The sequence below is a fragment of the Salirhabdus sp. Marseille-P4669 genome (assembly GCF_900240405.1).
Lineage (GTDB): Bacteria > Bacillota > Bacilli > Bacillales > Alkalibacillaceae > OEQK01.
Map to the genome: position 1 here is coordinate 631,033 of NZ_OEQK01000002.1, position 25,198 is coordinate 656,230.

At 37.6% G+C, this 25,198-nt stretch carries 26 protein-coding genes; 25 read left to right on the forward strand and 1 reads right to left on the reverse strand.

Features of this window, described 5'->3' with window-relative positions:
- The first annotated feature begins 13 nt into the window (after positions 1-13).
- The 14 genes from C1A05_RS06290 to spoVM all read left to right on the forward strand — a co-directional run bounded on the left by C1A05_RS06290 (position 14) and on the right by spoVM (position 13,605).
- Complete coding sequence (locus C1A05_RS06290) at positions 14-901, forward strand: YicC/YloC family endoribonuclease (protein WP_234998358.1); 888 nt, start codon at positions 14-16, stop codon at positions 899-901.
- Between the two features lie 82 nt (positions 902-983).
- Entirely contained in the window at positions 984-1,247 is a 264-nt protein-coding gene (gene remA, locus C1A05_RS06295; protein WP_102027323.1) for an extracellular matrix/biofilm regulator RemA, read from the forward strand.
- 11 nt (positions 1,248-1,258) lie between these two features.
- Positions 1,259-1,873: a guanylate kinase gene (gmk, locus tag C1A05_RS06300; protein WP_102027324.1), complete on the forward strand. Its 615-nt coding sequence runs from the start codon at positions 1,259-1,261 to the stop codon at positions 1,871-1,873.
- A gap of 5 nt (positions 1,874-1,878) precedes the next feature.
- On the forward strand, positions 1,879-2,088 hold the full coding sequence (rpoZ, locus tag C1A05_RS06305) for a DNA-directed RNA polymerase subunit omega (protein WP_234998375.1): 210 nt from the start codon (positions 1,879-1,881) through the stop codon (positions 2,086-2,088).
- Between the two features lie 88 nt (positions 2,089-2,176).
- Positions 2,177-3,385, forward strand: a complete 1,209-nt coding sequence (coaBC, locus tag C1A05_RS06310) for a bifunctional phosphopantothenoylcysteine decarboxylase/phosphopantothenate--cysteine ligase CoaBC (RefSeq protein ID WP_102027326.1) — start codon at positions 2,177-2,179, stop codon at positions 3,383-3,385.
- Positions 3,382-5,796: a primosomal protein N' gene (gene priA, locus C1A05_RS06315; RefSeq protein WP_102027327.1), complete on the forward strand. Its 2,415-nt coding sequence runs from the start codon at positions 3,382-3,384 to the stop codon at positions 5,794-5,796. The genes coaBC and priA overlap by 4 nt, the downstream gene beginning before the upstream one ends.
- Before the next feature lie 22 nt (positions 5,797-5,818).
- A complete protein-coding gene (gene fmt, locus C1A05_RS06320) occupies positions 5,819-6,763 on the forward strand; it encodes a methionyl-tRNA formyltransferase (protein WP_102027328.1) in 945 nt (314 codons plus the stop codon).
- Complete coding sequence (gene rsmB / locus C1A05_RS06325) at positions 6,764-8,113, forward strand: 16S rRNA (cytosine(967)-C(5))-methyltransferase RsmB (RefSeq protein WP_102027329.1); 1,350 nt, start codon at positions 6,764-6,766, stop codon at positions 8,111-8,113.
- Positions 8,114-8,267: 154 nt separating this feature from the next.
- Positions 8,268-9,023, forward strand: a complete 756-nt coding sequence (locus tag C1A05_RS06330) for a Stp1/IreP family PP2C-type Ser/Thr phosphatase (RefSeq protein WP_102027384.1) — start codon at positions 8,268-8,270, stop codon at positions 9,021-9,023.
- Positions 9,024-11,066 (forward strand): Stk1 family PASTA domain-containing Ser/Thr kinase, encoded by a 2,043-nt coding sequence (gene pknB, locus C1A05_RS06335; protein WP_102027330.1) that lies wholly within the window; start codon positions 9,024-9,026, stop codon positions 11,064-11,066.
- A 1-nt stretch (position 11,067) separates the two neighbouring features.
- Complete coding sequence (gene rsgA, locus C1A05_RS06340; protein WP_102027331.1) at positions 11,068-11,949, forward strand: ribosome small subunit-dependent GTPase A; 882 nt, start codon at positions 11,068-11,070, stop codon at positions 11,947-11,949.
- A gap of 2 nt (positions 11,950-11,951) precedes the next feature.
- The gene (gene rpe / locus C1A05_RS06345; protein WP_102027332.1) at positions 11,952-12,602 is read left to right on the forward strand and encodes a ribulose-phosphate 3-epimerase; all 651 of its coding nucleotides are present in this window, start codon (positions 11,952-11,954) and stop codon (positions 12,600-12,602) included.
- Positions 12,603-12,660: 58 nt separating this feature from the next.
- The gene (locus tag C1A05_RS06350; protein WP_102027333.1) at positions 12,661-13,314 is read left to right on the forward strand and encodes a thiamine diphosphokinase; all 654 of its coding nucleotides are present in this window, start codon (positions 12,661-12,663) and stop codon (positions 13,312-13,314) included.
- 207 nt (positions 13,315-13,521) lie between these two features.
- The gene (gene spoVM, locus C1A05_RS06355) at positions 13,522-13,605 is read left to right on the forward strand and encodes a stage V sporulation protein SpoVM (protein WP_102027334.1); all 84 of its coding nucleotides are present in this window, start codon (positions 13,522-13,524) and stop codon (positions 13,603-13,605) included.
- Between the two features lie 236 nt (positions 13,606-13,841).
- Here the strand turns inward: spoVM and rpmB are convergent, their stop codons facing one another.
- Positions 13,842-14,030 carry a 50S ribosomal protein L28 gene (rpmB, locus tag C1A05_RS06360; RefSeq protein ID WP_102027335.1) on the reverse strand — a complete coding sequence of 63 codons (189 nt, stop codon included), beginning with the start codon at positions 14,028-14,030 and terminating at the stop codon, positions 13,842-13,844.
- Between the two features lie 329 nt (positions 14,031-14,359).
- On the opposite strand from rpmB, the gene C1A05_RS06365 reads away from it, so the two are divergent.
- The 11 genes from C1A05_RS06365 to rnc all read left to right on the forward strand — a co-directional run bounded on the left by C1A05_RS06365 (position 14,360) and on the right by rnc (position 25,049).
- On the forward strand, positions 14,360-14,722 hold the full coding sequence (locus C1A05_RS06365) for an Asp23/Gls24 family envelope stress response protein (protein ID WP_102027336.1): 363 nt from the start codon (positions 14,360-14,362) through the stop codon (positions 14,720-14,722).
- A 158-nt stretch (positions 14,723-14,880) separates the two neighbouring features.
- The gene (locus tag C1A05_RS06370) at positions 14,881-16,551 is read left to right on the forward strand and encodes a DAK2 domain-containing protein (RefSeq protein WP_102027337.1); all 1,671 of its coding nucleotides are present in this window, start codon (positions 14,881-14,883) and stop codon (positions 16,549-16,551) included.
- A gap of 215 nt (positions 16,552-16,766) precedes the next feature.
- A complete protein-coding gene (sdaAB, locus tag C1A05_RS06375) occupies positions 16,767-17,429 on the forward strand; it encodes an L-serine ammonia-lyase, iron-sulfur-dependent subunit beta (protein WP_102027338.1) in 663 nt (220 codons plus the stop codon).
- A 137-nt stretch (positions 17,430-17,566) separates the two neighbouring features.
- Positions 17,567-18,442: an L-serine ammonia-lyase, iron-sulfur-dependent, subunit alpha gene (gene sdaAA / locus C1A05_RS06380; protein WP_102027339.1), complete on the forward strand. Its 876-nt coding sequence runs from the start codon at positions 17,567-17,569 to the stop codon at positions 18,440-18,442.
- A 14-nt stretch (positions 18,443-18,456) separates the two neighbouring features.
- A complete protein-coding gene (gene recG, locus C1A05_RS06385; RefSeq protein ID WP_102027340.1) occupies positions 18,457-20,496 on the forward strand; it encodes an ATP-dependent DNA helicase RecG in 2,040 nt (679 codons plus the stop codon).
- A 70-nt stretch (positions 20,497-20,566) separates the two neighbouring features.
- The gene (gene fapR, locus C1A05_RS06390; RefSeq protein WP_102027341.1) at positions 20,567-21,160 is read left to right on the forward strand and encodes a transcription factor FapR; all 594 of its coding nucleotides are present in this window, start codon (positions 20,567-20,569) and stop codon (positions 21,158-21,160) included.
- A complete protein-coding gene (plsX, locus tag C1A05_RS06395; protein ID WP_102027342.1) occupies positions 21,144-22,148 on the forward strand; it encodes a phosphate acyltransferase PlsX in 1,005 nt (334 codons plus the stop codon). The genes fapR and plsX overlap by 17 nt, the downstream gene beginning before the upstream one ends.
- Positions 22,145-23,086, forward strand: coding sequence for an ACP S-malonyltransferase (gene fabD / locus C1A05_RS06400; RefSeq protein WP_102027343.1), 942 nt, complete (start codon positions 22,145-22,147; stop codon positions 23,084-23,086). Before plsX ends, fabD begins: the two co-directional genes overlap by 4 nt.
- A 2-nt stretch (positions 23,087-23,088) precedes the next feature.
- Entirely contained in the window at positions 23,089-23,832 is a 744-nt protein-coding gene (fabG, locus tag C1A05_RS06405; RefSeq protein ID WP_102027344.1) for a 3-oxoacyl-[acyl-carrier-protein] reductase, read from the forward strand.
- Between the two features lie 59 nt (positions 23,833-23,891).
- Positions 23,892-24,128: an acyl carrier protein gene (locus C1A05_RS06410; protein ID WP_102027345.1), complete on the forward strand. Its 237-nt coding sequence runs from the start codon at positions 23,892-23,894 to the stop codon at positions 24,126-24,128.
- A gap of 240 nt (positions 24,129-24,368) precedes the next feature.
- Positions 24,369-25,049, forward strand: a complete 681-nt coding sequence (gene rnc / locus C1A05_RS06415) for a ribonuclease III (protein ID WP_102027346.1) — start codon at positions 24,369-24,371, stop codon at positions 25,047-25,049.
- Positions 25,050-25,198: the final 149 nt, after the last annotated feature.

Below are 25,198 nucleotides of genomic sequence, written 5' to 3' on the forward strand. Positions count from 1 at the left end.
TGAAATGGAAGTGATGCGTTTGATTAAAAGTATGACAGGATACGGGAGAAACTCTACTGTTGTAGACGAAACGAGAATAACTGTTGAAGTTCGTACCGTAAATCATCGCTTTCTTGACCTTTCTATAAAGTTGCCTAAAACACTTCTTTATATGGAAGAAAAAATAAAGAAGCTGGCCAGAAGTTTTTTTAAGCGTGGGCGAATTGATGTCTTCGTGTCTATAGAGGGAGAAGGCTTAAATAAAAAAAAGTTAAATGTAGATTGGGATTTATTAGATCAATATATGGAAAAGTTACAGCTTATTCAAGAAAGATATTCCCTTGAAAAACATTTTACGATTCGAGACATAATCCAATTACAAGAGCCTTTTTCCATTGAGGAACAAAGTGATGAAAGCAATGAGTTTGAAAATCAGTTGATACATACCGTTTCTCGTGCGATGGAACTTGTTTCTGAAATGAGGCTTAAAGAAGGCGAGAGTTTAGAAAAAGACCTGAGTGAACGCGCGGAAAACTTGCATCGAATCGTCTCTATGCTAGATGAACATCGACATATTGTTACAGAACAATATAAGGACAGAATTAAAAAAAGAATTGACGAACATTTAAATAATTTAGCGATAGATGGGGATTCGAGAATCATTCAAGAAGTTGCAATTTTAGCTGAAAAAGGGGACATAACAGAGGAAGTAACTCGTTTATATAGTCATATTCAACAATTTTTACGTGCATTAGAAAAAACAGAGCCAATTGGCCGAAGATTGGATTTTATTGTGCAAGAAATGCATCGGGAAGTGAATACAATAGGAGCAAAATCAAACGATGTAAAAATTAGTGAATGGGTGGTTCTTTTAAAAAGTGAAGTAGAAAAACTAAAAGAACAGTCACAAAATGTTGAATAATCTACAAGAATAAGGTAAATTAAATAAAACGATAAAGAGAGAATATTGTCCTAGCAAGCGCTAATAGAGGAGGAACCAACAAATGGCACTACGATTAATTAATATTGGTTTTGGGAATGTCGTTTCTGCTAACCGCATCATATCTATTGTATCTCCTGAGTCTGCACCAATTAAGAGAATTATCTCTGTCGCAAGAGACAATAATAAACTAATAGATGCTACATACGGAAGACGTACACGTGCAGTGATTATAGCGGATAGTGACCATGTCATTTTATCTGCAGTTCAGCCGGAAACAGTTGGCCAACGAGTAATTTCCAGTGACGATATATCATACGAAGGGTAGGAGGCTAGAAGGTGATTAAAGAGAAAGGGATTTTGTTCGTACTTTCAGGACCTTCAGGTGTAGGAAAAGGTACGGTAAGAAAAGCATTGTTTGAGCAATCTACGAATTTACAATATTCCATATCTGTTACTACACGTAAGCCACGACCAGGCGAAGTGGACGGTGTTGATTACTTTTTTCGCGAAAAAGAAGAAGTCGAAAAAATGATCGAAAACGGAAAACTTATCGAGTGGGCTGAATATGTTAACAATTATTATGGAACACCAAGAGATTATGTGGAACAAACGATTGAAGAAGGTAAAGATGTGTTTCTTGAAATAGAGGTCCAAGGAGCAATGCAAGTAAGGGAAAATTTCCCTGAAGGAGTTTTTATCTTTTTAATTCCACCTAGCTTAGAAGAACTAAAAAACCGGATCATTAATAGAGGTACGGAAACAGAAGATTTAGTAAAGAATAGACTTTTAGCTGCAAAAGAAGAGATAGAAATGATGGATGCATATGATTATGTAGTAGTAAATGATGAAATAGAAAATGCTGTAAATAAAGTCCAATCAATCGTTCAAAGTGAGCACTGTAAACGTGAACGTGTTGCAAAAGAATATAAAAAAGCTTTGGAGCGTGATTAAACATGATGTTAGATCCTTCTATTGATGAATTGTTAGAAAAAATTAATTCTAAATATGCTTTAGTTATTTTATCATCGAAACGAGCTCGTGAAATGCAAGATACGAGAGATCCTATGATTGAAAAACCTATTTCGCATAAACTTGTTGGAGTGGCGTTAGAGGAAATTCGTGCCAATAAATTAGAAACAACAACGAACGATTACATGAATAGTTAACTTACGTAAATAACAACCTTATTTTAGGTTGTTATTTTTGTGACTAGGTATTTTTATCCTGCAAGACTCGTTATTAGGGGGGAACCATATGTTAAAAAACAAAAATATTGTATTGGGTGTATCTGGAGGTATTGCCGTATATAAGGCTTGTGCTCTAACGAGTAAGTTAGTCCAAAAGGGTGCAAATGTAAAAGTTATTATGACGAATAGTGCTCAAGAATTTGTGCAACCTATAACATTTCAGGCATTGTCTAGGCAACCAGTTTATACAGATACCTTTGATGAAAAAGATCCAAGTAAAATTGCACATATCGATCTTGCGGATTGGGCAGATTTATTTTTAATAGCACCGGCAACAGCTAACGTATTAGGCAAAATTGCAAACGGTATTGCGGATGATATGCTAACAACGACACTTTTAGCAACACAAGCTCCTGTTTATGTTGCACCTGCTATGAACGTACATATGTATCAGCATCCAGCTGTACAACGAAATCTTCAATTATTAGATAGCTTTGGCTATAAATTTATTGAACCAGGTGAAGGTTATTTGGCCTGCGGATACGTAGGAAAAGGTAGATTAGAAGAGCCCGAAACCATTGTAAAGGTGTTAGAGGATGAAGAGAAGGAGATTCCTTCTTACTTTAACGGTAAAAAGGTTCTAGTAACTGCAGGACCAACACAAGAGGCAGTTGATCCGGTACGTTATTTTACAAATCATTCTTCTGGTAAAATGGGTTATGCCATAGCAAGGATTGCAGCATCACTTGGTGCAGAAGTGACGTTAATAGCCGGGAAGACAAATTTAGACTGTCCTCCAAACGTGAAGTGTATTTCTATTACTACTGCAGAGGAAATGTATCAGGCGGTGCACGAACACTATCCGAACAGTGACATCGTAATAAAATCCGCTGCGGTTGCTGACTATAAACCGAAAATGGTGTTTGATCGGAAGATGAAAAAGAAAGAAGGCTCGTTACATATTGAAATGGAACGAACGAAAGATATATTAAAATCATTAGGTGAACAAAAACAAGGGCAATATTTGGTCGGATTTGCGGCGGAAACGAACGATGCAGTGACATACGGTAAAGAGAAACTAAAGAAAAAGCACTTAGATGCCATTGTCGTAAATGATGTGAGCCAAGAAGGTGTAGGTTTTCAATCCTCGACGAATCAAGTTACCTTTATTAGTAAAAATGGACTTGAAGAAAGCTTACCAATGCTATCCAAGGATGAAACGGCAAAGCAAATTTTTGCCCTTATTGAAAAAGATATAAAGGGTGTTCACGAGTGAATGTTGCACAAGTAATTGTTGATGTACCGTCTATGTCGATTGACCGTTTATTTGACTATCGAATTCCGGATAAATATATAAATGTTATTGAGCCTGGTATGAGAGTGATTGTACCGTTTGGACCAAGAAAGGTAATGGGGTTTATTGTAACTGTAGGTGAAAATACAATGCTTGCCTCAGAGAAAATGAAAGATATAGAAGAAGTGATGGATCTATCGCCCATCTTAACTAGTGAGTTGCTTCAACTTGGTAAATGGCTAGCAAATACGACGCTTAGCTTTAAGATTTCAACCCTACAGGTGATGCTGCCGCAAATTTTAAAAGCAAAATATGAAAAAGAATTATGGTTGTTAGCCGAAGAGGATAGTATACCAGAGGAATTGGCAAAGCTTTTTGCTGGAAGAGCAGTCGTTACCTTTCAAGAAATAGAGGAACGGGAAATTTCGTATTACTTTATTCAAAAGTATATGAAAGAAGGGCTCGTAGAAGTTCGCTATGTTGTTAAAAGTAAAGAAACGAAGAAGAAAATTCGATGGATTGAAGGGATAGATCCAATATTATTGGAAGAAGCAAAAGAGGACATTCCGAAAAATGCAGCAAAACAACAGGATGTCTTACATTATTTTATTGAACATCCACAGCCAATCATTTTAAAGCAATTGCTTGGCAAATTGAAGGTTAGTAGAGCTACTGTTAATGCTCTAATTGATCGTGGCCTATTAAAAACCTATGAAAAAGAAATGTATCGGGATCCATATGAAGACCGTAATTTTCAACGTACCCATCCGCTACCTTTAACAGAAGAACAAGCACAAGCCATTAAGCCGATTTGGAAATCCATAGTAGATAAAATACATGAGGTATTTTTGTTGTATGGTGTTACTGGTAGTGGAAAAACAGAAATATATTTGCAGTCCATCCAAAAGGTTATAGAGGAAGGGAAGGAAGCAATCGTACTTGTTCCAGAAATTGCATTAACACCACAAATGGTAAATCGCTTTAAAGGTAGATTTGGTTCTAAGGTCGCGGTCATGCACAGTGGCTTATCAGCAGGGGAAAAGTATGATGAATGGCGTAAAATTCAACGAAAAGAAGTTCAAGTGGTCGTGGGAGCCAGATCTGCAATTTTTGCACCATTTCAGAACTTAGGGATTATCATTATTGATGAAGAGCATGAGACAAGCTATAAACAAGATGACTCCCCACGATATCACGCTAGAGATGTAGCGATATACCGAGGAGAATATCACAACTGTCCAGTCATTCTCGGTAGTGCAACACCAACACTTGAGTCTTTCGCGCGTGCAAAAAAAGGGGTTTATACCCTATTAACCTTAGCGAAACGAATGAATGACAGAGACATGCCTGAAGTCCACGTTGTTGATATGAGAGAGGAATTACATGCTGGAAACCGGTCGATGTTTTCAATAGAATTGCAAGAAAAAATTCGAGAACGCCTGCAAAAGAAAGAACAAATCGTTCTGTTTCTAAATAGGAGAGGGTATTCAACGTTTGTGATGTGTCGAGACTGTGGTCATACGATGCAATGCCCACACTGTGATATTTCCTTGACGTATCATCGAAAACAAGAATTATTGAAATGCCATTATTGTTCATACGAAACGAGGATGCCTAATGAATGTCCAGAATGCCAAAGTGATTCGATTCGCTACTTTGGTACCGGAACACAAAAGGTAGAGGAAGCACTTAATCAAACCTTCCCAGAAGCACGTGTAGTCCGAATGGATGTAGATACAACAAGACGTAAAGGTGCTCATGAAAAGCTGTTAGCTCAATTTGGGGAAGGGAATGCTGATATTTTACTAGGAACACAAATGATAGCAAAAGGGTTGGATTTTGAAAATGTAACGTTAGTAGGAGTTTTAGCAGCAGATTCCTTATTGCACATTCCGGATTTTCGTTCTGCTGAAAAAACATTCCAGCTATTGACACAGGTTAGTGGACGTGCTGGTAGACATGAATTACCTGGAGAAGTAGTTGTTCAATCCTATACGCCAGATCACTATAGTGTAGAACTTGCGAGCCAATACGATTATGAAGGGTTTTTTAATTATGAAATGCGAACAAGAAAGACATTTCATTATCCACCTTACTACTTTTTGGCTTTAATTACAGTATCGCACGTAAATCATGCGTATGTTGTTCAAGTTACTCAAAAAATAGTAAAATTGTTAACAAATACAGTGCAGGACAATACCATTATTCTAGGTCCGAGTGCATCACCATTAGCTAGAATCAAAAATAGATATCGTTATCAATGCATGATAAAATACAAAAATAATACCGATCTACATGATCATGTAAGGCACATATTAAAACATTTTGAAACGGAAATGCAGCATAAAGATTTGCAAATATCGGTTGATTTCCAACCATATCAAATGATGTAGATTTGAGAGGGGCATAAGCAACATGGAAAATAGAGTAGTTTTTATGGGAACACCAGATTTTGCTGTTCCAGTTTTACAGCAATTAGTGAAGGATGGATATAACGTGGTTGCTGTCGTGACACAACCAGATCGTCCAAAAGGTAGAAAACGCACATTAACTCCGCCACCTGTAAAAGAGGCAGCAGTAGAATTAGGTATCCCAGTTGTACAACCAGAAAAAATCAAATACGAATATGAAGCGGTTTTATCATATGAGCCAGATCTTATTATTACGGCTGCATTTGGGCAAATACTTCCAAAGGTTGTATTGGATGCACCTAAATTTGGCTGTATCAATGTGCACGCTTCTCTACTTCCAGAATTACGAGGTGGTGCGCCAATCCACTATTCGATTATTCAAGGGAAGAAAGAAACAGGGGTTTCCATTATGTATATGGTGGAAGCTCTTGATGCAGGAGATGTCCTTAGTCAAGTCAAAGTCCCGATTTTAGAGCAAGATCATGTCGGAACACTACACGATAAGCTAAGCCTAGCAGGAGCAAAACTATTAAGTGAAACGTTGCCGCAAGTGCTCAACAATACGATAACTGCTACACCTCAAAACGAGGCAGAGGCAACGTTTGCGTATAATATCAAACGAGAACAAGAAAAAATCGATTGGTTTAAGAGTCATGTAGAAATATACGATTTTATTAGAGGATTACACCCCTGGCCGGTTGCTGCCACTACATGGAATGGTACAAACGTGAAAATTTGGTGGGGAGAAAAGGTAGAAAAATCGTACACTAGTGAACCTGGTACGGTGGTTGAGGTTGTAGAAGATGGATTTATAGTAGCTTGTGGTGATGGAAAAGGGATTAAAGTAACGGAATTACAGCCTGCTGGTAAAAAAAGAATGGCCACAGAATCTTATCTCAGAGGTGCAGGAACAAAACTTCAAGTCGGTGACAAGTTAGGAGATTTATAAATGAAGCAAAAAACAGTTCGTGAAGCAGCGTTAAATATTTTGGTTCGAGTTGGTCAAGGTGGTGGCTATAGTAACTTACTCATACGCCAAGAGATAGAAAAAGATCAATTCAGTCCGAAAGATGTAGCTTTATTAACCGAACTGGTTTATGGAACGTTGCAACGAAGGGATACACTTGAATATTTCTTATCTCCTTTTGTAAAAAGAAAAGTAAAGCCATGGGTAAAATGGCTATTATTCTCCGCTATTTATCAAGTCGAATATCTAGAAAGAATTCCATTTCATGCGGTCATATACGAATCCGTAGAAATTGCGAAAAAAAAGGGTGGCAAAGCATTGGGTTCCTTTGTTAACGGGGTCATGCGTAATATCCAGCGGCAAGGAGTTCCTTCTTTTGATTCGATTGAAGATCCAATTAAAAAATTAGCGATTGAAACAAGTCATCCGGAATGGCTCGTGCGACGATTTATAAAGTGGTATGGTTATGATTTGACCAGATCCATGTGTCTTTTCAATTTACTTAGCAGTGATGTAACAGTCCGTGTACAATCGTTAAAACATACGAGAGAAAACGTAATGCAGGAGTTAACGAAAGATGGTTTTAAGGTGGAAGCATCCCCTCTTTCAAAACAAGGCATTATCATAAAGGAAGGTAATATTTTTCGTCATCCTCTTTTTTCATCAAGCCTTACCGTTCAAGATGAAAGTTCCATGTTAGTCGGGGAAATGATGGGTGTGGAACCGAAAATGAAAGTTTTAGATGCATGCAGTGCTCCGGGTGGTAAGACAACCCATATTGCAGAAAAAATGAAGGACCAAGGGGAAGTGCATGCTTATGATCTGCACGATAAAAAGGCGAAATTAGTAGAAGTAAAAGCAAAGGACTTAGGCCTATCCATTATCAAAGCATATGCAGGAGATAGTAGAATGCTTGGAGATATATATGAGAAAGAAACGTTTGACCGTATTCTTTTAGATGCACCTTGTTCAGGACTCGGTGTATTACGGGGAAAGCCAGATATTAAATATCAGAAAACAGAAAAAGATATTGGGCAATTAGCTAGTATACAAAAGCAATTGTTAGAAGCAGTAAGTCCATTATTAAAGCAAAATGGGAAAATGATCTATAGTACATGTACAGTAGATAAAGAAGAAAATGAAGAAGTGATAAAGGAATTCTTAAGTAAACATCCCGAGTTTTCCGTTGATCCTACTTTTCGTGAAGAGTTACCAGAAGTGTGTAAAGCATTGCCCGGTCTTAGTGAATGGGGACTTCAATTATTTCCACAAGATTTAAATACAGATGGTTTCTTTCTTACTAGACTAGTGAAAAATGCAAACGAGGGGTAGTTCTTAAAAAGAAATAAAGGAATACGCTTCTTTTTTACGAATAGGTATTAGGAAATAGTTATTGTGTTTTATACCATTTTTTCTCATAATGTATATAAAATAGTATATTTATTAGCTTTGCCTGGAACGATTAGGAGGAGACGAGGTGAAAGGAATGTTAGGGAAGTTTCTAACAGATACCGGTCATGTACGAAGCCATAACGAGGACTCAGGTGGAATATATCACAACAAAAGTGATCAAATTCTAGCAGTTGTTGCAGATGGTATGGGTGGACATAGCGCTGGTGACGTAGCAAGTTCACTTGTTACAACAAGCTTACATAATAGTTGGAAAGATGTTTCCAAATTATCCTCACCAGAGGATGCAGAAGAATGGTTGCTAAATCAGATTACAAAAGCGAATGAAGTAGTTTATCAATATGCAATTGACCATGAAGAATGCAGAGGTATGGGGACTACGGTCGTAGCTGCAATCTGTACAGACGAATTTATCACAATAGGTCATATTGGGGATAGCCGCTGCTATTTATCGAATGCATATGGTTTTTCACAAGTGACAGAAGACCATTCCTTAGTTAATGAACTGGTTAGAAGTGGACAACTTTCAAAAGAAGATGCCGAGCATCATCCAAGAAAGCATGTTTTATTAAGGGCACTTGGGACTGAACAATCGATTACAGTTGATGTAAAGACAATTGGCTGGGAAGAAAATAATTATTTGCTATTATGCTCGGATGGACTTACGAATAAGGTGGAAGATGCCGAACTGCATCAATACATAATCGAGTCCAATTCCATTGATGAATGCATGCAGTCTTTAATTAATCTTGCAAACGAGCGTGGAGGCGAGGATAACATTTCCCTCGCAGTTGTTCAAAACACCCCTCAGAAGAAAGAGGGTGAAGTATAAATGTTTCGTGGACAAATATTAAGTGAAAGATACGAAATTCAGCGTGCTATTGGCGGTGGAGGAATGGCCAATGTATATTTAGCGAGAGATTCCATATTAGAAAGAGATGTAGCAATAAAAGTTCTTCGTATGGAATATGCGAACGATGAAGAATTTATTCATCGTTTCCGACGTGAGGCTCAATCTACCATCCACCTTTCCCACCCGAATATCGTAAATATTTTTGATGTAGGGGAAGAAGTAGAAGAAGATATTTATTACATTGTTATGGAATATGTGCGGGGAATGACCTTAAAACAATATATCCAAATGTACAGTCCATTACCAGTTGACGAAGCAATAGATATAATGAATCAGGTAACATCTGCAATATCCCATGCTCATCAAAATGGGATTATACATCGAGATATAAAACCACAAAATATTTTAATTGATCATAATGGGAAGGTTAAAGTAACGGATTTTGGTATTGCGATGGCATTAACAGGTACAAGTGTTACGCAAACGAACTCTGTATTAGGGTCTGTTCATTATTTATCACCAGAGCAAGCTCGCGGAGGCACTGCGATTAAAAAATCGGATATCTACTCATTAGGAATTGTTTTTTTTGAGCTATTAACAGGACGTCTCCCTTTTTCAGGTGATACAGCTGTATCTATAGCGCTCAAACATTTGCAAAGCGAAACACCGTCTGTAAGGCGATGGAATCCGGATATTCCGCAAAGTGTTGAAAACATTGTATTAAAAGCAACTGCGAAAAATCCTTTTCATCGTTATGAAAACGTCAATCAGTTGGAAGAAGACTTAGCGACTGCTTTGTTACCGAACCGCTTAAATGAAGAAAAATTCATCCCGCCTGAAGAGGAAGGGGAAGAAACAAAAGCCATTCCAATTATTACGAGTGATAATAGTTTAAGTGAGGATGGGGAAACAATCGTACGTCAGAAAACAGACGGAACAGAGGAAGAAAAGAAAAAGAAAAAGAAGAAGAAAAAGGTTTGGATATGGACCATTTCGATTTTGTCTGTTCTTATGATTGCTGCTATTGTCGCCTTATTTGTATTACCGAAATGGCTTATGCCGGATGAAGTAGAGATTCCAATGGACGTAGTTGGTATGACTGATGAAGGCGCAATCGAGTTGTTAGAAGATCTAGGGCTACATGTAGAAGTTGAAGATATGAATCATGAAGAAATCGCTGAAGGAATTGTTATCATGACAGACCCTGAAGCCGGTGCAGTAGTACGAGAAGGTACGACGGTTACAATCTTTAGAAGTATCGGACAGGAACCAGTAAGCTTTAAAAATTATATTGGGGATCAATTTGAAACTACAAAAGCCTTGTTATTACAAGCGGGGTATGCTGATGTTAAAATGTCTGAAAAAGCAAGTGAAGACTATGATGCAGGTGAAATTATCGATCATATTTATCCAAATGAAGGCACTGAGGTTATTCCTTCTGAAACAACAGTGGAGTTTTGGGTAAGCACAGGTCCTCCTAAAATTGAGGTACCTAATTTTTACGGCGCGACATTAGAAGAAGTTACGGAATATATAGAAGAAAGTGGTTTAAGTCTCAATGTCCAAGAAGAATTTGATAACAACCTACCAGAAGGACAAGTAATTAGACAAGAACCTGCTTTCGGAACAGAAGTAAATAAAGGCGAGGAAATAACCGTTTATATTTCTAAAGGTAAGGAGCCCCAGCCACAACAAGTAACGTATACCGTTACATATGATGAAATTCACCAATGGGCTCAGAATAATCTAGATACGCCACCACCATCTAATGAAAATGGTACTGACGAAGAAGGAAATCCTGAGGAAGAGCCGCAACCTGTTAGCTATAAATTAACGATATATATTGAGGATATGTATAATGAATTTACGAGTCCAATGATTTCAACGGATATTGGAGAAAAGGATGAAAAATCATTCCGTTTAACGATTGAACCTGGTTCGGAAGGAAGATATAAAATTATGGTCAATGATAAAGTATACAAGGAAGAAACGGTACCGTATCCAGAGGGTGGCGGTGAATAATATGGCCAAAGGCAGAATAGTAAAAGCATTAAGTGGGTTCTACTATGTTCAAGTCGGAAGTGATATTTACCAATGTAGAGGGAGAGGGCTTTTTCGTAAGCAAAAAGTCACTCCTCTAGTTGGGGATTTAGTTGAAATTGATATTCAAGAAGATATGGAAGGGTATGTTAAAAAAATAGAGGGACGAACAAATGAACTTGTTCGCCCCCCTATTGCAAATATTGATCAAGCTATTATCGTAACCTCCGCGAAAGAACCTGAGTTTAATGCACTACTATTAGACCGTTTTCTCGTATTAATTGAATCAAACCATATTGACCCTCTAATTGTTTTTTCGAAAATGGATTTAGTAGATCCTTCAACCGAAGCAAAAATAAATAATTATAAAAAAATATATGAAGAGATTGGCTACCAAGTATTGCTCAGTTCTTCGAAGCAACAAGAATTAGTAGAAAATATAATTCCATTTATAAAAGATAGAACATCTGTCATCGCTGGGCAATCTGGGGTTGGAAAATCGACCCTTTTAAATGCGTTAAAACCAGGACTTCAATTAGAAACAAATGAAATTTCGGAAAGTTTAGGAAGAGGGAAGCATACAACACGTCACGTTGAATTAATGGCGATGCATGGTGGTTATGTAGCTGATACTCCTGGTTTTAGTTCACTGGAATTTACCACTATAGAAGCTGTTGAATTACCGGATTGTTTTCCAGAAATGGTAGCAAGAAAAGATCAATGTAAGTTCCGTGGCTGTTTACATCATAAAGAACCAAAATGCGCTGTGAAACAAGCCGTTGATGAAAACATAATCGCATTAAAAAGATACGAACATTACCTACAATTTTTAGAAGAAATCCAAAACAGAAAGCCGAGGTATTAAGCGTGGTAAAAATAGCTCCTTCCATTTTATCTGCTGATTTTGCAAAACTTGGAGAAGAAATTAAGGATGTGGAACAGGGTGGGGCAGATTATATTCATGTGGATGTGATGGATGGTCACTTTGTTCCAAATATAACGATTGGACCGCTTATCGTAGAGGCAATTCGTCCGGTGACAAAATTACCGCTAGATGTTCATTTAATGATTGAAAACCCTGAACAGTATATTAACGCATTTGCTAAAGCAGGAGCAGATATTATTACAGTTCATCAAGAGGCTACCGTTCATCTTCATCGCACGATTCAAATGATTAAAAAGGAAGGCGTGAAGGCAGGAGTTGTAATTAATCCGGCAACTCCAGCTGAAATGATTCGACCAATATTAAGAGATGTGGATCTCGTATTATTCATGACCGTAAATCCTGGATTTGGTGGACAAGCCTTTATCCCTTCTGTGTTGCCGAAAATAAAGCAAGTAGCAAAATGGCGTGCAGAACAAGGATATTCCTTTGAAATTGAAGTCGATGGTGGGGTAAATCGGGAGACGGCAAAGCTATGTGTTGAGGCCGGGTGTGATGTTTTAGTAGCTGGAAGTGCCATATTTAATGAAAAGAATCGTAAAGAAGCAATCGATACCATATTAAAGAGCATTTGAAAAGCTGCCTATCAAAGGTAGCTTTTCTCATATATCGAAGTGAATAGGGGATGAAAAAATGAGTGTGGTTGCAATTGTTGGAGGAGGTCCTAAAGAAGACATTCCAGACTTATCACAATATGTAAGTAGTAATGTTACTTGGATTGGTGCAGACCGGGGAAACCTTACATTACTGGAAGCGGGGATTACTCCTATGATAGCGGTAGGGGATTTTGATTCACTGACAACACAAGAATTGGAAACCGTTAAATCAAGAGTAAAGAATATCTGTACCTATCCGATTGAAAAAGATGCAACAGATTTAGAGCTTGCGATAGAGCAGGCCTTATCTCTATATCCTACTAAGATTTATATATTTGGTGTTACAGGTGGAAGAAAAGATCATGAATTAATCAGTTATCAACTACTCTATAGGTTAGAAAAGAGATCCATATCGAGCGCAATCATTAATAAACAAAATTGGATAGAACTAAAACTGCCCAAGTCGCATACTATTGAATATGATCCAATGTATAAATATATTTCTTTTATACCACAAAGCCATTCCGTAAAAAACGTAACCTTAGAGGGATTTTATTATCCATTACAAAATAAAACGATAGAAATTGGCTCCAGTATTTCCGTGTCGAATCACTTAATTGGAAAAAAAGGTACTTTTTCTTTCACTGAAGGCATACTATTACTTGTAAAGAGCCATGATGGTCGGCAATAATGTACCTCATAATTTATCCCGGTGAACCGTCCAAAGACTCTTATTGAGTAATAGTAGATCAATTGGAGATTGCGGACGCGCACACCCCGATTGGTTGAACGACAATCATTGGCGATCCACCCATAATCCCAATGGTGAAAGTTGAACCAAATCTTACGGTCATGGTTTTGAAGGACTCATATTCTTGAGTTAGAGGAGGAGGATTAAGTGAAATTCTATACGATTAAACTCCCAAAGTTTCTCGGAGGGATGGTAAAAGCAATTATTGGCGTGTTTCATAAAAAAGGGTAATACATGAATACATTTGAATAAAGGAAGCACGTCGAATAGGTCATCTATTTTTTATGGTTCTCTTCAAAAAGGAAAGTAAGGTTTTATTGAGGACTTGCAGTAAACTTTACTTATGCTACTATCGAGGTCAAGATAGTACAAAAAAAGCTGTCGACACCATTGTCGAACAGCTTTTTTGTTGATTCCATAAAAAGAATTAGAATTCTTATATTTCATCAGAGTTAACGAATTAAGAACTACGCGCGTTTGATTTTACCTGATTTAAGTGCACGAGCTGAAACATATACACGTTGTGGTTTACCATCAATGATTACGCGTACTTTTTGTACGTTAGCTTTCCATTTACGTTTGTTTGCATTCATCGCGTGGGAACGATGATTACCAGAACTTGTTTTACGTCCTGTGACAACACATTTGCGAGCCATAGTCTTCCCTCCTACCTATGAATCTTTCATGTACAATTATTACATTAATTTGTAGTGGATAAAAGTTAGGTTATTTTTTCTAACTTTAAGGAAAAATTAGAACAACCTTTGAATAAACTCCATTACATACTTAAATAATTTATCATAAAATAAATTGGATTGCAACGGTATTAACTTGATTATCAAGTTTTATGACTTGACAACAAATCATTTTTAGAGCATTGTATGAAGAGGATATTTTATGCTTTGCATACCTTTCTTTTAAAACCATATCCTTTATAGTAAAATAAACCTTAAAGAGAGTGCTGATTTATAGAGGAGGATTATATATGTCCATCGATTTACAAAACGAGTATGGCCATGTAACAATTACAAATGAAGTAATTTCTACAATTGCTGGAGGAGCTGCAGTAGAATGTTATGGTATTGTAGGAATGGCATCTAAAAAACAATTACGAGACGGACTTGCGGAAATTTTAAAAAAGGAAAATTTCTCTAAAGGTGTAGTCGTTCGTCAAGAGGAAGATCAACTACATATTGATATGTATATTATCGTAAGCTATGGTACTAAAATTTCAGAAATTGCCCATAACGTACAAAACCAAGTGAAATATACACTTAATAAGACGATTGGGTTGTCTGTAGATTCCGTTAATATTTATATTCAAGGGGTACGTGTTATTAATTCATAAGATAATTTTGATTAAAGTCTAGCAAGAGCGTCATGCCCTAAAGACATACAATTCGCTTTTGTAGGCTATAAAAGGTTACTTAGCGTTTATGTATGTTCGTTAGGGCTAAGGCGTTTTTGTTTTCAAATGACTTACGTGTTTTGAAGGAGGAAGTATTAGTGACGGTAAAAAACATAGATGGCACGATGTTATCACAAATGATTCTTGCAGGTGCCAATCACTTATCGAATAATTCTAAAATGATTGATGCTTTAAACGTATTTCCAGTTCCCGATGGTGACACTGGTACAAATATGAACTTGACAATGACGTCTGGTGCGAGCGAAGTAAAAAAGGCAACAGAAAATCATGCAGGTAAAGTTGGAGAATTTTTAGCAAAAGGCTTACTTATGGGTGCAAGGGGGAATTCTGGGGTAATATTATCTCAATTGTTCCGTGGATTTTCTAGATCTATTAAAGAGAAGTCTGTGCTATCTGCTGACGATATAGCGAATGCATTTGATGCAGGTGTAGAGACCGCATATAAAGCGGTAATGAAACCAGTAGAAGGTACTATTTTAACTGTTGCAAAAGATGCTGCAAAAGCTGGGAAAAATGCTGCGAAAACAGTTAAGAATCCCATTGAACTAATGGAAATGGTATTAAAGGAAGCGAAAGCATCTTTAAAACGAACTCCAGATTTATTGCCTGTTTTAAAGGAAGTTGGGGTTGTTGATAGTGGTGGACAAGGATTGGTTACGGTGTATGAAGGGTTTTTAGCTGCTCTAAAAGGAGAGGCATTACCTGAACAATCAGAAGCTGCGCCAGCAATGAATGACATGGTAAATGCGGAGCATCATAAAATGCATCAGGATTTTATGGATACTGCTGATATCGAGTTCGGTTATTGTACAGAATTTATGGTGAAATTTGATGATGAAAAGTTAAAAGAAAATCCATTTGATGAAACAGCGTATCGAAATGCACTAAGTCAGCATGGAGATTCTTTACTGGTTGTTTCAGATGAAGAAATTGTGAAAGTACATATTCATGCAGAATATCCAGGGAATGTACTTACTTACAGCCAACAATACGGAAGTTTAATTAACTTAAAGATTGAAAATATGCGGGAACAACATTCTGCCATTGTTGGAGATTCTCATGAAGCTGAGAAAAACCATCAAACTGTATCAGAATATGGTATTGTTACAGTAGCAATGGGAGATGGGGTTAAGAAGCTGTTTGAAAGCCTAGGTGCAACACAAGTTATTGAAGGTGGACAAACGATGAATCCGAGTACTCAAGATATTGTAGAAGCAATAAATAAGGCGAATGCGAAAAAAGTTATCGTACTCCCAAATAATAAAAATATTGTGATGGCAGCAGAACAAGCGGAGGAGCTTGTGGACTGTGAAGTCGCTGTAATCCCAACGAAAACTGTTCCTCAAGGTATGAGTGCGCTCTTAATGTTCCACCCAGATCAGTCCTTAGAGGATAATAAACAAGGGATGATAGAGGCTGCAGAGGCAGTAAAAACTGGTCAGGTAACCTATGCAGTTAGGGATACACAAATTGATGGAATGACGATTGAGAATGGTAACTTTATGGGTATTGCAGATGGTAAAATTACTGCAACCAACCCAAACAAGCTGGAAGCTATCTATGAACTTTTAAATAGTATGATTGATCCGGACGAAGATGAAATCGTTACGATTCTTCAAGGTGAAGATGGAACGGACGAGGAACTTCAAGCCATTGAAAACTATTTAGAAGAAAAATTCGAAGATCTGGAAGTGGAAATTCATAAAGGGAATCAGCCAATTTATTCCTTTATCTTCTCAGTTGAATAACATATGCCATAAACTAAAGATGTGTATAGAGACTAAATACTCGATACACATCTTTTTTACGTGTTTAGAATATAGAATGAACAATCTTTCTTTCTTTTCGTAAACTAGTAGTATAATGCTGTTTTACTAGTACTCCCATTCGTTCTAATAATTTAATTGGCATCCTTTCTATTCTCGGTTAAAATAAAAGTAAGAATGTAAGGATGGTGAATATTGTGAAGTACAGATCGGTTTTTGATATTATCGGACCAATTATGGTAGGGCCATCTAGCTCCCATACGGCGGGTGCATTAAGAATAGGCCGAATGGCGAGGAAGTTGCTAGGACGTGAACCGAAATGGGCTAGTGTGCATTTATATGGTTCCTTTGCAAATACGTATAAAGGCCATGGCACAGATGTTGCTATCATAGGTGGATTGCTTGATTTTGATACTTTTGACACCAGACTAAGTGATTCCATTACAATCGCTAAAGAACGTGGTATTGACATACAATTTATGGAGGAAAATGCTATAGTTGACCATCCAAATACAGCCCGAATTGTGATTGGGGATGAAAATGGCCAATTAGAACTAGTGGGAATTTCCATTGGTGGGGGAAAAGCAGAAATTACAGAGCTGAATGGCTTTGACTTGAATTTATCTGGTGAATATCCAGCAATATTGGTGTTACACAATGACCGATATGGAGCCATAGCATCTGTAACACATGTGCTAGCACAAAATCGTATAAACATTGGACGAATGGAAGTTTCTAGACGAGAATTAGGGAAGGAAGCTTTAATGGTGATTGAAACAGATGAAGTTATTGATCACTCTATTATGACCCAATTAGAAAAAGAAGACAATATTTTACAAGTTGTTAAAGTAGCAGATTAAGTTATATTTACGGTTGATTCGTTTTAATTCGTAATCTTAGTCTAACAAGCTGCAAAATACCTTTTTATGTACAGACTAAACTCTAGTAGGAGAACACACATTTCAAATGGAACGTCTAATAGAGAGGAGTTATTTCCATGTTCCGTAATGTCCGTGAGTTAGTAGATATCGCTGAGCGTAAGCAAATTTCCATTTCAGAAGTTATGATTCAACAAGAAATGGAAGTGAGTGGTCTCGCACGCGAGAAAATAATGATGCAAATGGAAGACAATCTTAGAGTAATGGAAAAAGCAGTTGAAGACGGGTTGAAAGGGGTTCAATCACGATCTGGTTTAACCGGTGGGGATGCTGTTTTAATTCAAAATTATATGAAGGAAAAAGAGCCGTTATCTGGAAATTTAGTAATGGATGCGGTAAGCAAAGCTGTCGCTACCAATGAAGTGAACGCAGCAATGGGAATCATTTGTGCAACCCCAACCGCGGGCAGCGCAGGTTGTGTCCCTGGTGCACTTTTTGCTGTAAAAGAAAAATTGAATCCATCTCGTGAACAAATGATTCGATTTTTATTTACTGCTGGAGCATTTGGGCAAGTAGTTGCGAATAACGCATCTATTTCAGGTGCTGCAGGTGGCTGTCAAGCAGAGGTCGGGTCAGCGGCTGGTATGGCTGCAGCTGCAGTAGTGGAGATGGCAGGTGGTACACCACAGCAATCAGCGGAGGCTATGGCAATTACATTAAAGAATACATTAGGTTTAGTTTGTGATCCTGTTGCTGGTCTTGTTGAAGTGCCGTGTGTAAAACGGAATGCAATGGGTGCCTCGCAAGCAATTGTTTCAGCTGATATGGCTTTAGCAGGTGTTACAAGTAGAATCCCTTGTGATGAAGTAATTGATGCCATGTTTAAAATCGGTCAATCAATGCCTTCCGCGTTAAAGGAGACAGCACTTGGAGGCTTAGCAGCTACACCGACAGGAAAATCATTAGCAGAAATGATTTATGGAATTACAAAATAGAAAGAGTGAGTAGGATGTTATCTAGCTTACCGGTTACAGAGATAAGTGGAATAGGTGAAAAAATGGCGGAGGAACTTAGTCTATTAGGTATTTATACTGTAGAAGACTTCCTTTTTCACTTTCCTTTTCGATATGACATGAACGAAATAAAGCCGATAACGGAATTACAACATAATGAAAAAGTAACTATTGTAGGGAAGGTTGTAACGGAGCCTTCCCTTACCTTTTTTGGTAGAAAGAAATCACGGGCAACGGTCACATTAGAGGTAGATTATGTTGCGATAAAAGCGATTTTCTTTAACCAAGCATTTATAAAAAGACAGCTGCAGGTTGGAGATACCGTGACGGTGACAGGTAAGTGGGACGAGCACCGTCTACAAATTACGGTTAGCCATTATAAAAAAGGTACCATGAAAAGCAGTGACGCGATACAACCTGTCTATCCTCTAAAGGGGAAATTAACATTAAATCAATTGCGTAAAGGCATGAAAGCTGCGTTGCATACATACAAAACGAATATAGAAGAAATATTGCCAGAGTCGTTTTTGATAAATTATAAATTGCCGAAAAGAGCGGATGGATTACAGCAAATGCATTTTCCAGAAAATCGGATATTATTAAAACATGCTAAGAGAAGATTTATTTATGAAGAACTTCTCCTTTTTCAATTAAAAATGCAATTGTTAAGAAAACGAAAAAAAGAGGCATCTGTAGGAAATGCTTTGCAAATACAAAAGGATAAGGTTTTACAATTTATTGAATCCTTGCCTTTTCAATTGACCAATGCACAAACCAAAGCATTAAATGAAATAATGGCAGATTTAAGAGATCCATTTCGTATGAATCGTCTGCTACAAGGTGATGTAGGTTCTGGGAAAACTGCGGTTGCAGCTGTCGGCTTGTATGCAGCTGTTACAGCAAATAAACAGGGTGCTTTAATGGTTCCAACTGAAATTCTAGCAGAACAACATTATGAATCTCTTTCTCAGCTTTTTAAGGGACAAGCAAAGGTTGCGCTATTAACCGGTTCTGTCAAAGGCAAGAAACGAAGGGAACTTGCCGCACAAATAACGAAACATGAGGTAGATATAGTAGTTGGGACGCATGCCCTAATTCAAGAAGACGTTCAGTTTGCTGACCTTGGTTTTGTTATTGTTGATGAGCAACATCGGTTTGGTGTTGAACAAAGAAGAGTGTTAAGAGATAAAGGGCTTCACCCAGATGTTTTATTTATGACCGCAACACCTATCCCAAGAACGATGGCAATCTCTGCATTTGGGGATATGGATGTTTCCGTCATTGATGAAATGCCGGAGGGAAGAAAGCCGGTAGAAACATACTGGGTGAAAGATAACATGTTAAGTAGAGTATTAAATTTTATTATGAAGGAAGTAAATAATGGGCATCAAGCGTATGTTATTTGCCCTTTAATTGAAGAGTCAGACAAGCTCGATATCCAAAATGCAGTAGATGTATATCATCAACTAAGAGAGTATTTCCCTGAAGAAATACAAGTAGGTTTAATGCATGGACGACTTCACTCAGACGAGAAGGATGCAGTGATGAAGGAGTTTGCCAATAATGACATTCAAGTATTAGTTTCTACTACAGTTGTAGAGGTTGGTGTTAACGTACCAAATGCAACCATAATGGTAATATACGATGCAGAACGTTTTGGACTTTCCCAACTCCACCAGTTAAGAGGTCGGGTAGGAAGAGGAGATGCACAAAGCTTTTGCATCCTATTAGCTGACCCGAAAAGTGAGACAGGAAGAGAAAGAATGCGTATTATGACCGAAACAACAGATGGTTTTCAGCTTTCAGAGGAGGATTTAAAATTACGTGGACCTGGTGACTTCTTTGGAACGAAGCAAAGTGGTCTGCCGCAATTTAAAGTTGCGGATTTAGTTCAAGACTATCGGGCGTTGGAAACGGCGAGAAATGATGCGGCTGAGCTCGTGCAGTCCGGCCAATTTTTCAAAGATTCCTCCTTTTCAAAGCTTCGAAAAATTGTTGAGAATGACCCATATGTGAAAGGACAAATTTTAGATTAAGGATTGCAATTATAAACACAGTATTATATATTACTATTAGTACCTAGTCATAAAACTGGACGGTGTAGAAATGAGAAGAACGAAAAAAGATAGACAATCGAAATTGAAAGAAACAATATCTTTAATGCCTTTTATTACGGATGATGAACTTGCTAAAAAGTTTGGTGTTAGTATCCAAACAATCCGTTTAGATAGAATGGAATTAAATATACCTGAATTACGAGAAAGAATTAAATCAGTGGCAACCAATCAATGGAATGAAACGGTTCGTGCGTTACCAATCGATGAGGTAATTGGTGAAATTGTCGATTTAGAACTAGATAAACGAGCGATTTCTATTTTAGATATTAAGGAAGAGCATGTATTTTCACGAAATAAAATCGCTCGAGGTCATCATTTGTTTGCCCAAGCAAATTCTCTAGCGGTTGCAGTAATAAATGACGAACTAGCGCTTACAGCTAAGTCAGAATTGCGCTTCAAACGACAAGTACGAGTTGGAGAACGAGTTGTAGCAAAAGCGAATGTAAAAACACATAACATGATTGATCGATCTATCGTAGAAGTAATTAGCTATGTAGATAATGAAGCCGTATTTGAAGGCAATTTTGAAATGTATCGATCTACGGAGCATAAAGGAGAGAATGGACATGAAAATAGCAATTGACGCTATGGGTGGAGACCATGCACCAGAAGCCGTAGTTAAAGGAGCATGTATTGCAGTAGATAATATTGATAATTTGGAAATTACGTTAGTAGGGGATGAGGAACAAATAAAACCTCATTTAACGAATACAAACAAAATTACCGTTATACATACAAAAGAAGTGATTACAAGTGAAGATGAACCTGTACGAGCAGTTCGTCGTAAAAAAACGGCCTCAATGGTATTAATGGCAAATGAGGTGAAAGAAGGTAGAGCAGATGCTTGTATATCTGCTGGAAATACCGGGGCATTGATGAGTGCTGGTTTATTTATTGTCGGTCGAATCAATGGAATCGATCGTCCAGCATTAAGTCCTACATTGCCAACCATTGATGGTAAAGGTTTCTTACTATTAGATGTGGGTGCTAATGTAGACGCTAAGCCACAGCATCTTCTACAGTACGGTATTATGGGTTCTATTTATGCAGAAAAAGTACGTGGAATTAAAAATCCACGTGTTGGCTTACTAAATGTAGGGACAGAAGATCAAAAAGGTTCCGATCTCGTAAAAAAAGCGTTTAAGCTACTACAAGATGCACCAATTAATTTCGTTGGTAATGTTGAAGCAAGAGATTTCCTTGATGGGGTTGCAGATGTCATTGTTACGGATGGATTTTCAGGAAATGTTGCTTTGAAGTCAATAGAAGGAACTGCATTAGGAATGTTCCGGATGATAAAGCAAGTGTTAACAAGTAGCTTAAAAACAAAGTTAGCAGCAGGTGTCATTAAATCAGACTTAAAATCACTACAAGGTAAATTAGATTACTCCGAATATGGTGGAGCGGGCTTATTTGGATTAGCTGCACCTGTCATTAAAGCCCACGGCTCCTCAAATGAAAAAGCCATTTTTAATGCAATTAAACAAACGTGTCAGCTCGTGGAACAAAATGTGAATGGTGTCATTGAAGAGACAGTTAAGAATTTCGCTCAAGAGGAGGAAAAGGAATGAAAAAAGTAGCCTTTCTATTTCCAGGACAAGGCTCACAGGAAGTTGGTATGGGGAAAGCCTTTTATGAAGATAATGATGATGTTCAAGGATTGTTTAATCAAGCTGAAGACTTACTCCAAGTCCCAATAAAAAAACTAATGTTTGAAGGCCCTCAAGAAGAATTAACAAAAACGGAAAATACACAACCAGCGCTTTTATTAACGAGTGTTGCTATTGCGAAGTTATTACAAAAAGAAGGAGTTTCTCCTGTAATGGCGGCTGGTCATAGCTTAGGGGAGTATAGTGCCCTTGTAAGTGCGGGTTCCCTGGATGCGTTAGATGCTGTAAAGTTGGTTCAACGAAGGGGACAGTTAATGGAGCAAGCCTTTCCGACTGGGATGGGGGCAATGGCTGCTGTGTTAGGACTTGATGAAGATAAAATACAAGCTATTACAAAACAAGTATCCGAACAGGGAGAAATAGTAGATGTTGCAAACTTTAATTGTCCTGGACAAATAGTGATTTCAGGTACAAAATTAGGTGTGCAGAAAGCAACGGAACGATTAAAAGATGCATCCGCAAAGCGTGTTATACCACTTAATGTTAGTGGACCATTTCATTCTAGGTTAATGGAACCGGCAAGTAAAGAGTTCAAAGAAGCATTAGCAAACATCCGTATCCGAGATGCGGACATACCTGTTTTTGCGAATGTGACAGCACAGCCGGTTGTGGACCATAACGAAATTAATAATCTTTTAATAAAACAACTATATTCACCAGTTCGTTTTTCAGAAACGATCGCAAACATGATGGAAGAGGATATAGATGCTTTTGTAGAAGTTGGATCTGGTAAAGTCTTATCCGGCTTAGTGAAAAAAGTAAATCGGAGAATGAAGACATTTGCAATTTCCGATCCACAATCATTTCAATTGTTTATGGAATGGTACAAGGAGGGGTGAAAATGAAATTAAAAGGGAAAACAGCATTGGTTACTGGTGCATCCAGGGGAATTGGTCGTGCCATTGCCATCGAACTTGCATCAAATGGTGCGAAAGTAGCCGTGAATTATGCTGGTAGTGAACAAAAAGCAAATGATGTAGTGACAGAAATTAAGCAAGCAGGTGGAGAAGCATTTGCAATTCAGGGGAATGTCTCCGATAATGACTCTGTTACATCGATGGTTAAAACGGTATTGAATGAGTTTGGTCAACTTGATATATTAGTTAACAATGCAGGTATTACTAGGGACAATCTTATTATGCGAATGAAAGAGGAAGAGTTTGATGAAGTGATTCAAACCAATCTAAAGGGCGTATTTTTAATGACGAAGGCAGTTACAAGACAGATGATGCGCCAAAAAAGTGGTAAAATAATTAATGTTGCATCAATCGTTGGTGTTTCTGGTAATGCTGGCCAAGCAAACTATGTTGCAGCAAAAGCCGGTGTTATCGGTTTAACGAAAACGACTGCGAAAGAACTAGCATCACGCAATATATTAGTTAATGCGGTGGCACCAGGATTTATTGCAACAGATATGACGGACAAATTACCAGAGGATGCAAAACAAGCAATGTATGATTTAATACCATTAAATCGCCTTGGGAAACCAGAAGATGTGGCGAATGTTGTCCGCTTTTTAGCTTCTGATGATGCCAATTATATGACTGGTCAAACCTTACATATTGATGGTGGAATGGTAATGTAAATTTGGTAAGTAAAATATAGTATTTCGGCTTACCAACATTGAAGGGAGGTGAACGATCGATGGCAGAGGTATTTGATCGCGTTAAAAAGGTTATTGTAGACCGTTTAGAAGTAGATGAGTCTAAGGTAACTATGGAAGCATCTTTTAAAGATGATTTAGAAGCGGATTCATTAGACATTGTTGAATTGGTTATGGAACTTGAAGATGAATTCGACATGGAAATTTCTGATGATGATGCAGAAAAAATTGCTACAGTTGGAGATGCTGTTAACTACATAGACAGCAAACAAGGTTAATTATGCGAAGGGCGCTTGTAGAGATTTTCCTATTCGTTGTGAAGATACGGTCTTACATGACGAAGACCACTTCATTCTGTCAGGGAACGATATCTCTTCAATCGGCGTCTGTAGCTTGTATGTATAGAAAATGAGCAACTTAGCAACTTATTTTATTTATACTCAAGTAACGAAAGTCCTGCAAATATGCGGGACTTTCCACTATATCGTAAAGACATCCTAAATAGGTGGTCACAGAAAATGAATTTTGAACAATTCCAACAAACAATTGGTGTTACATTTAAAGATAAAGAGCTTATGAAACAAGCTTTTACCCATTCATCCTATGTGAATGAGCATCGAGGTAAAAAATATGAAGACAACGAAAGATTAGAATTTCTAGGGGATGCAGTTTTAGAATTAGCGGTATCTCAATATTTGTTTCGAAAATTTCCGAATATGACAGAAGGAGAACTCACGAAACTACGAGCTTCTATTGTTTGTGAACCTTCTCTTGTGCATTTTGCGGAAAACCTAAATTTCAATGACCTAGTATTGCTAGGAAAAGGGGAAGAAATGACAGGTGGTCGCACACGTCCCGCACTATTAGCCGATGCCTTCGAAGCTTTTATTGGTGCACTTTATTTAGATCAAGGTTTCCAAGTAGCCGTCACTTTTCTAGATAAATATGTGTTTCCGGAAATTAAACCAGGTGCTTTTTCTCATGCGATGGATTATAAAAGTTTATTACAAGAGATTGTCCAGCAACAGAAGGATGGACAAATTGAATATGCAATAGTAGAAGAAAAGGGACCAGCTCATAACCGTGAATTTGTGGCTAATGTTTTTATCCAAGAAGAAGTTTTCGGTATTGGTATTGGTCGAACAAAAAAAGAGGCAGAACAAAAAGCTGCAAAAGAAGCGTTAAATAAACTCAAGTAAACATAAACCCCTTGTCCATATGGGGTCTGCGTAAAATCTTGTGTAAGTAATATTCGACAATCTTCTCAAGGCAAGAAATAATAGGTATGAAAAAATACAATCTGGCAACAATATAATTGCCTTTTACCATAAAACAGGATAGGGCAATG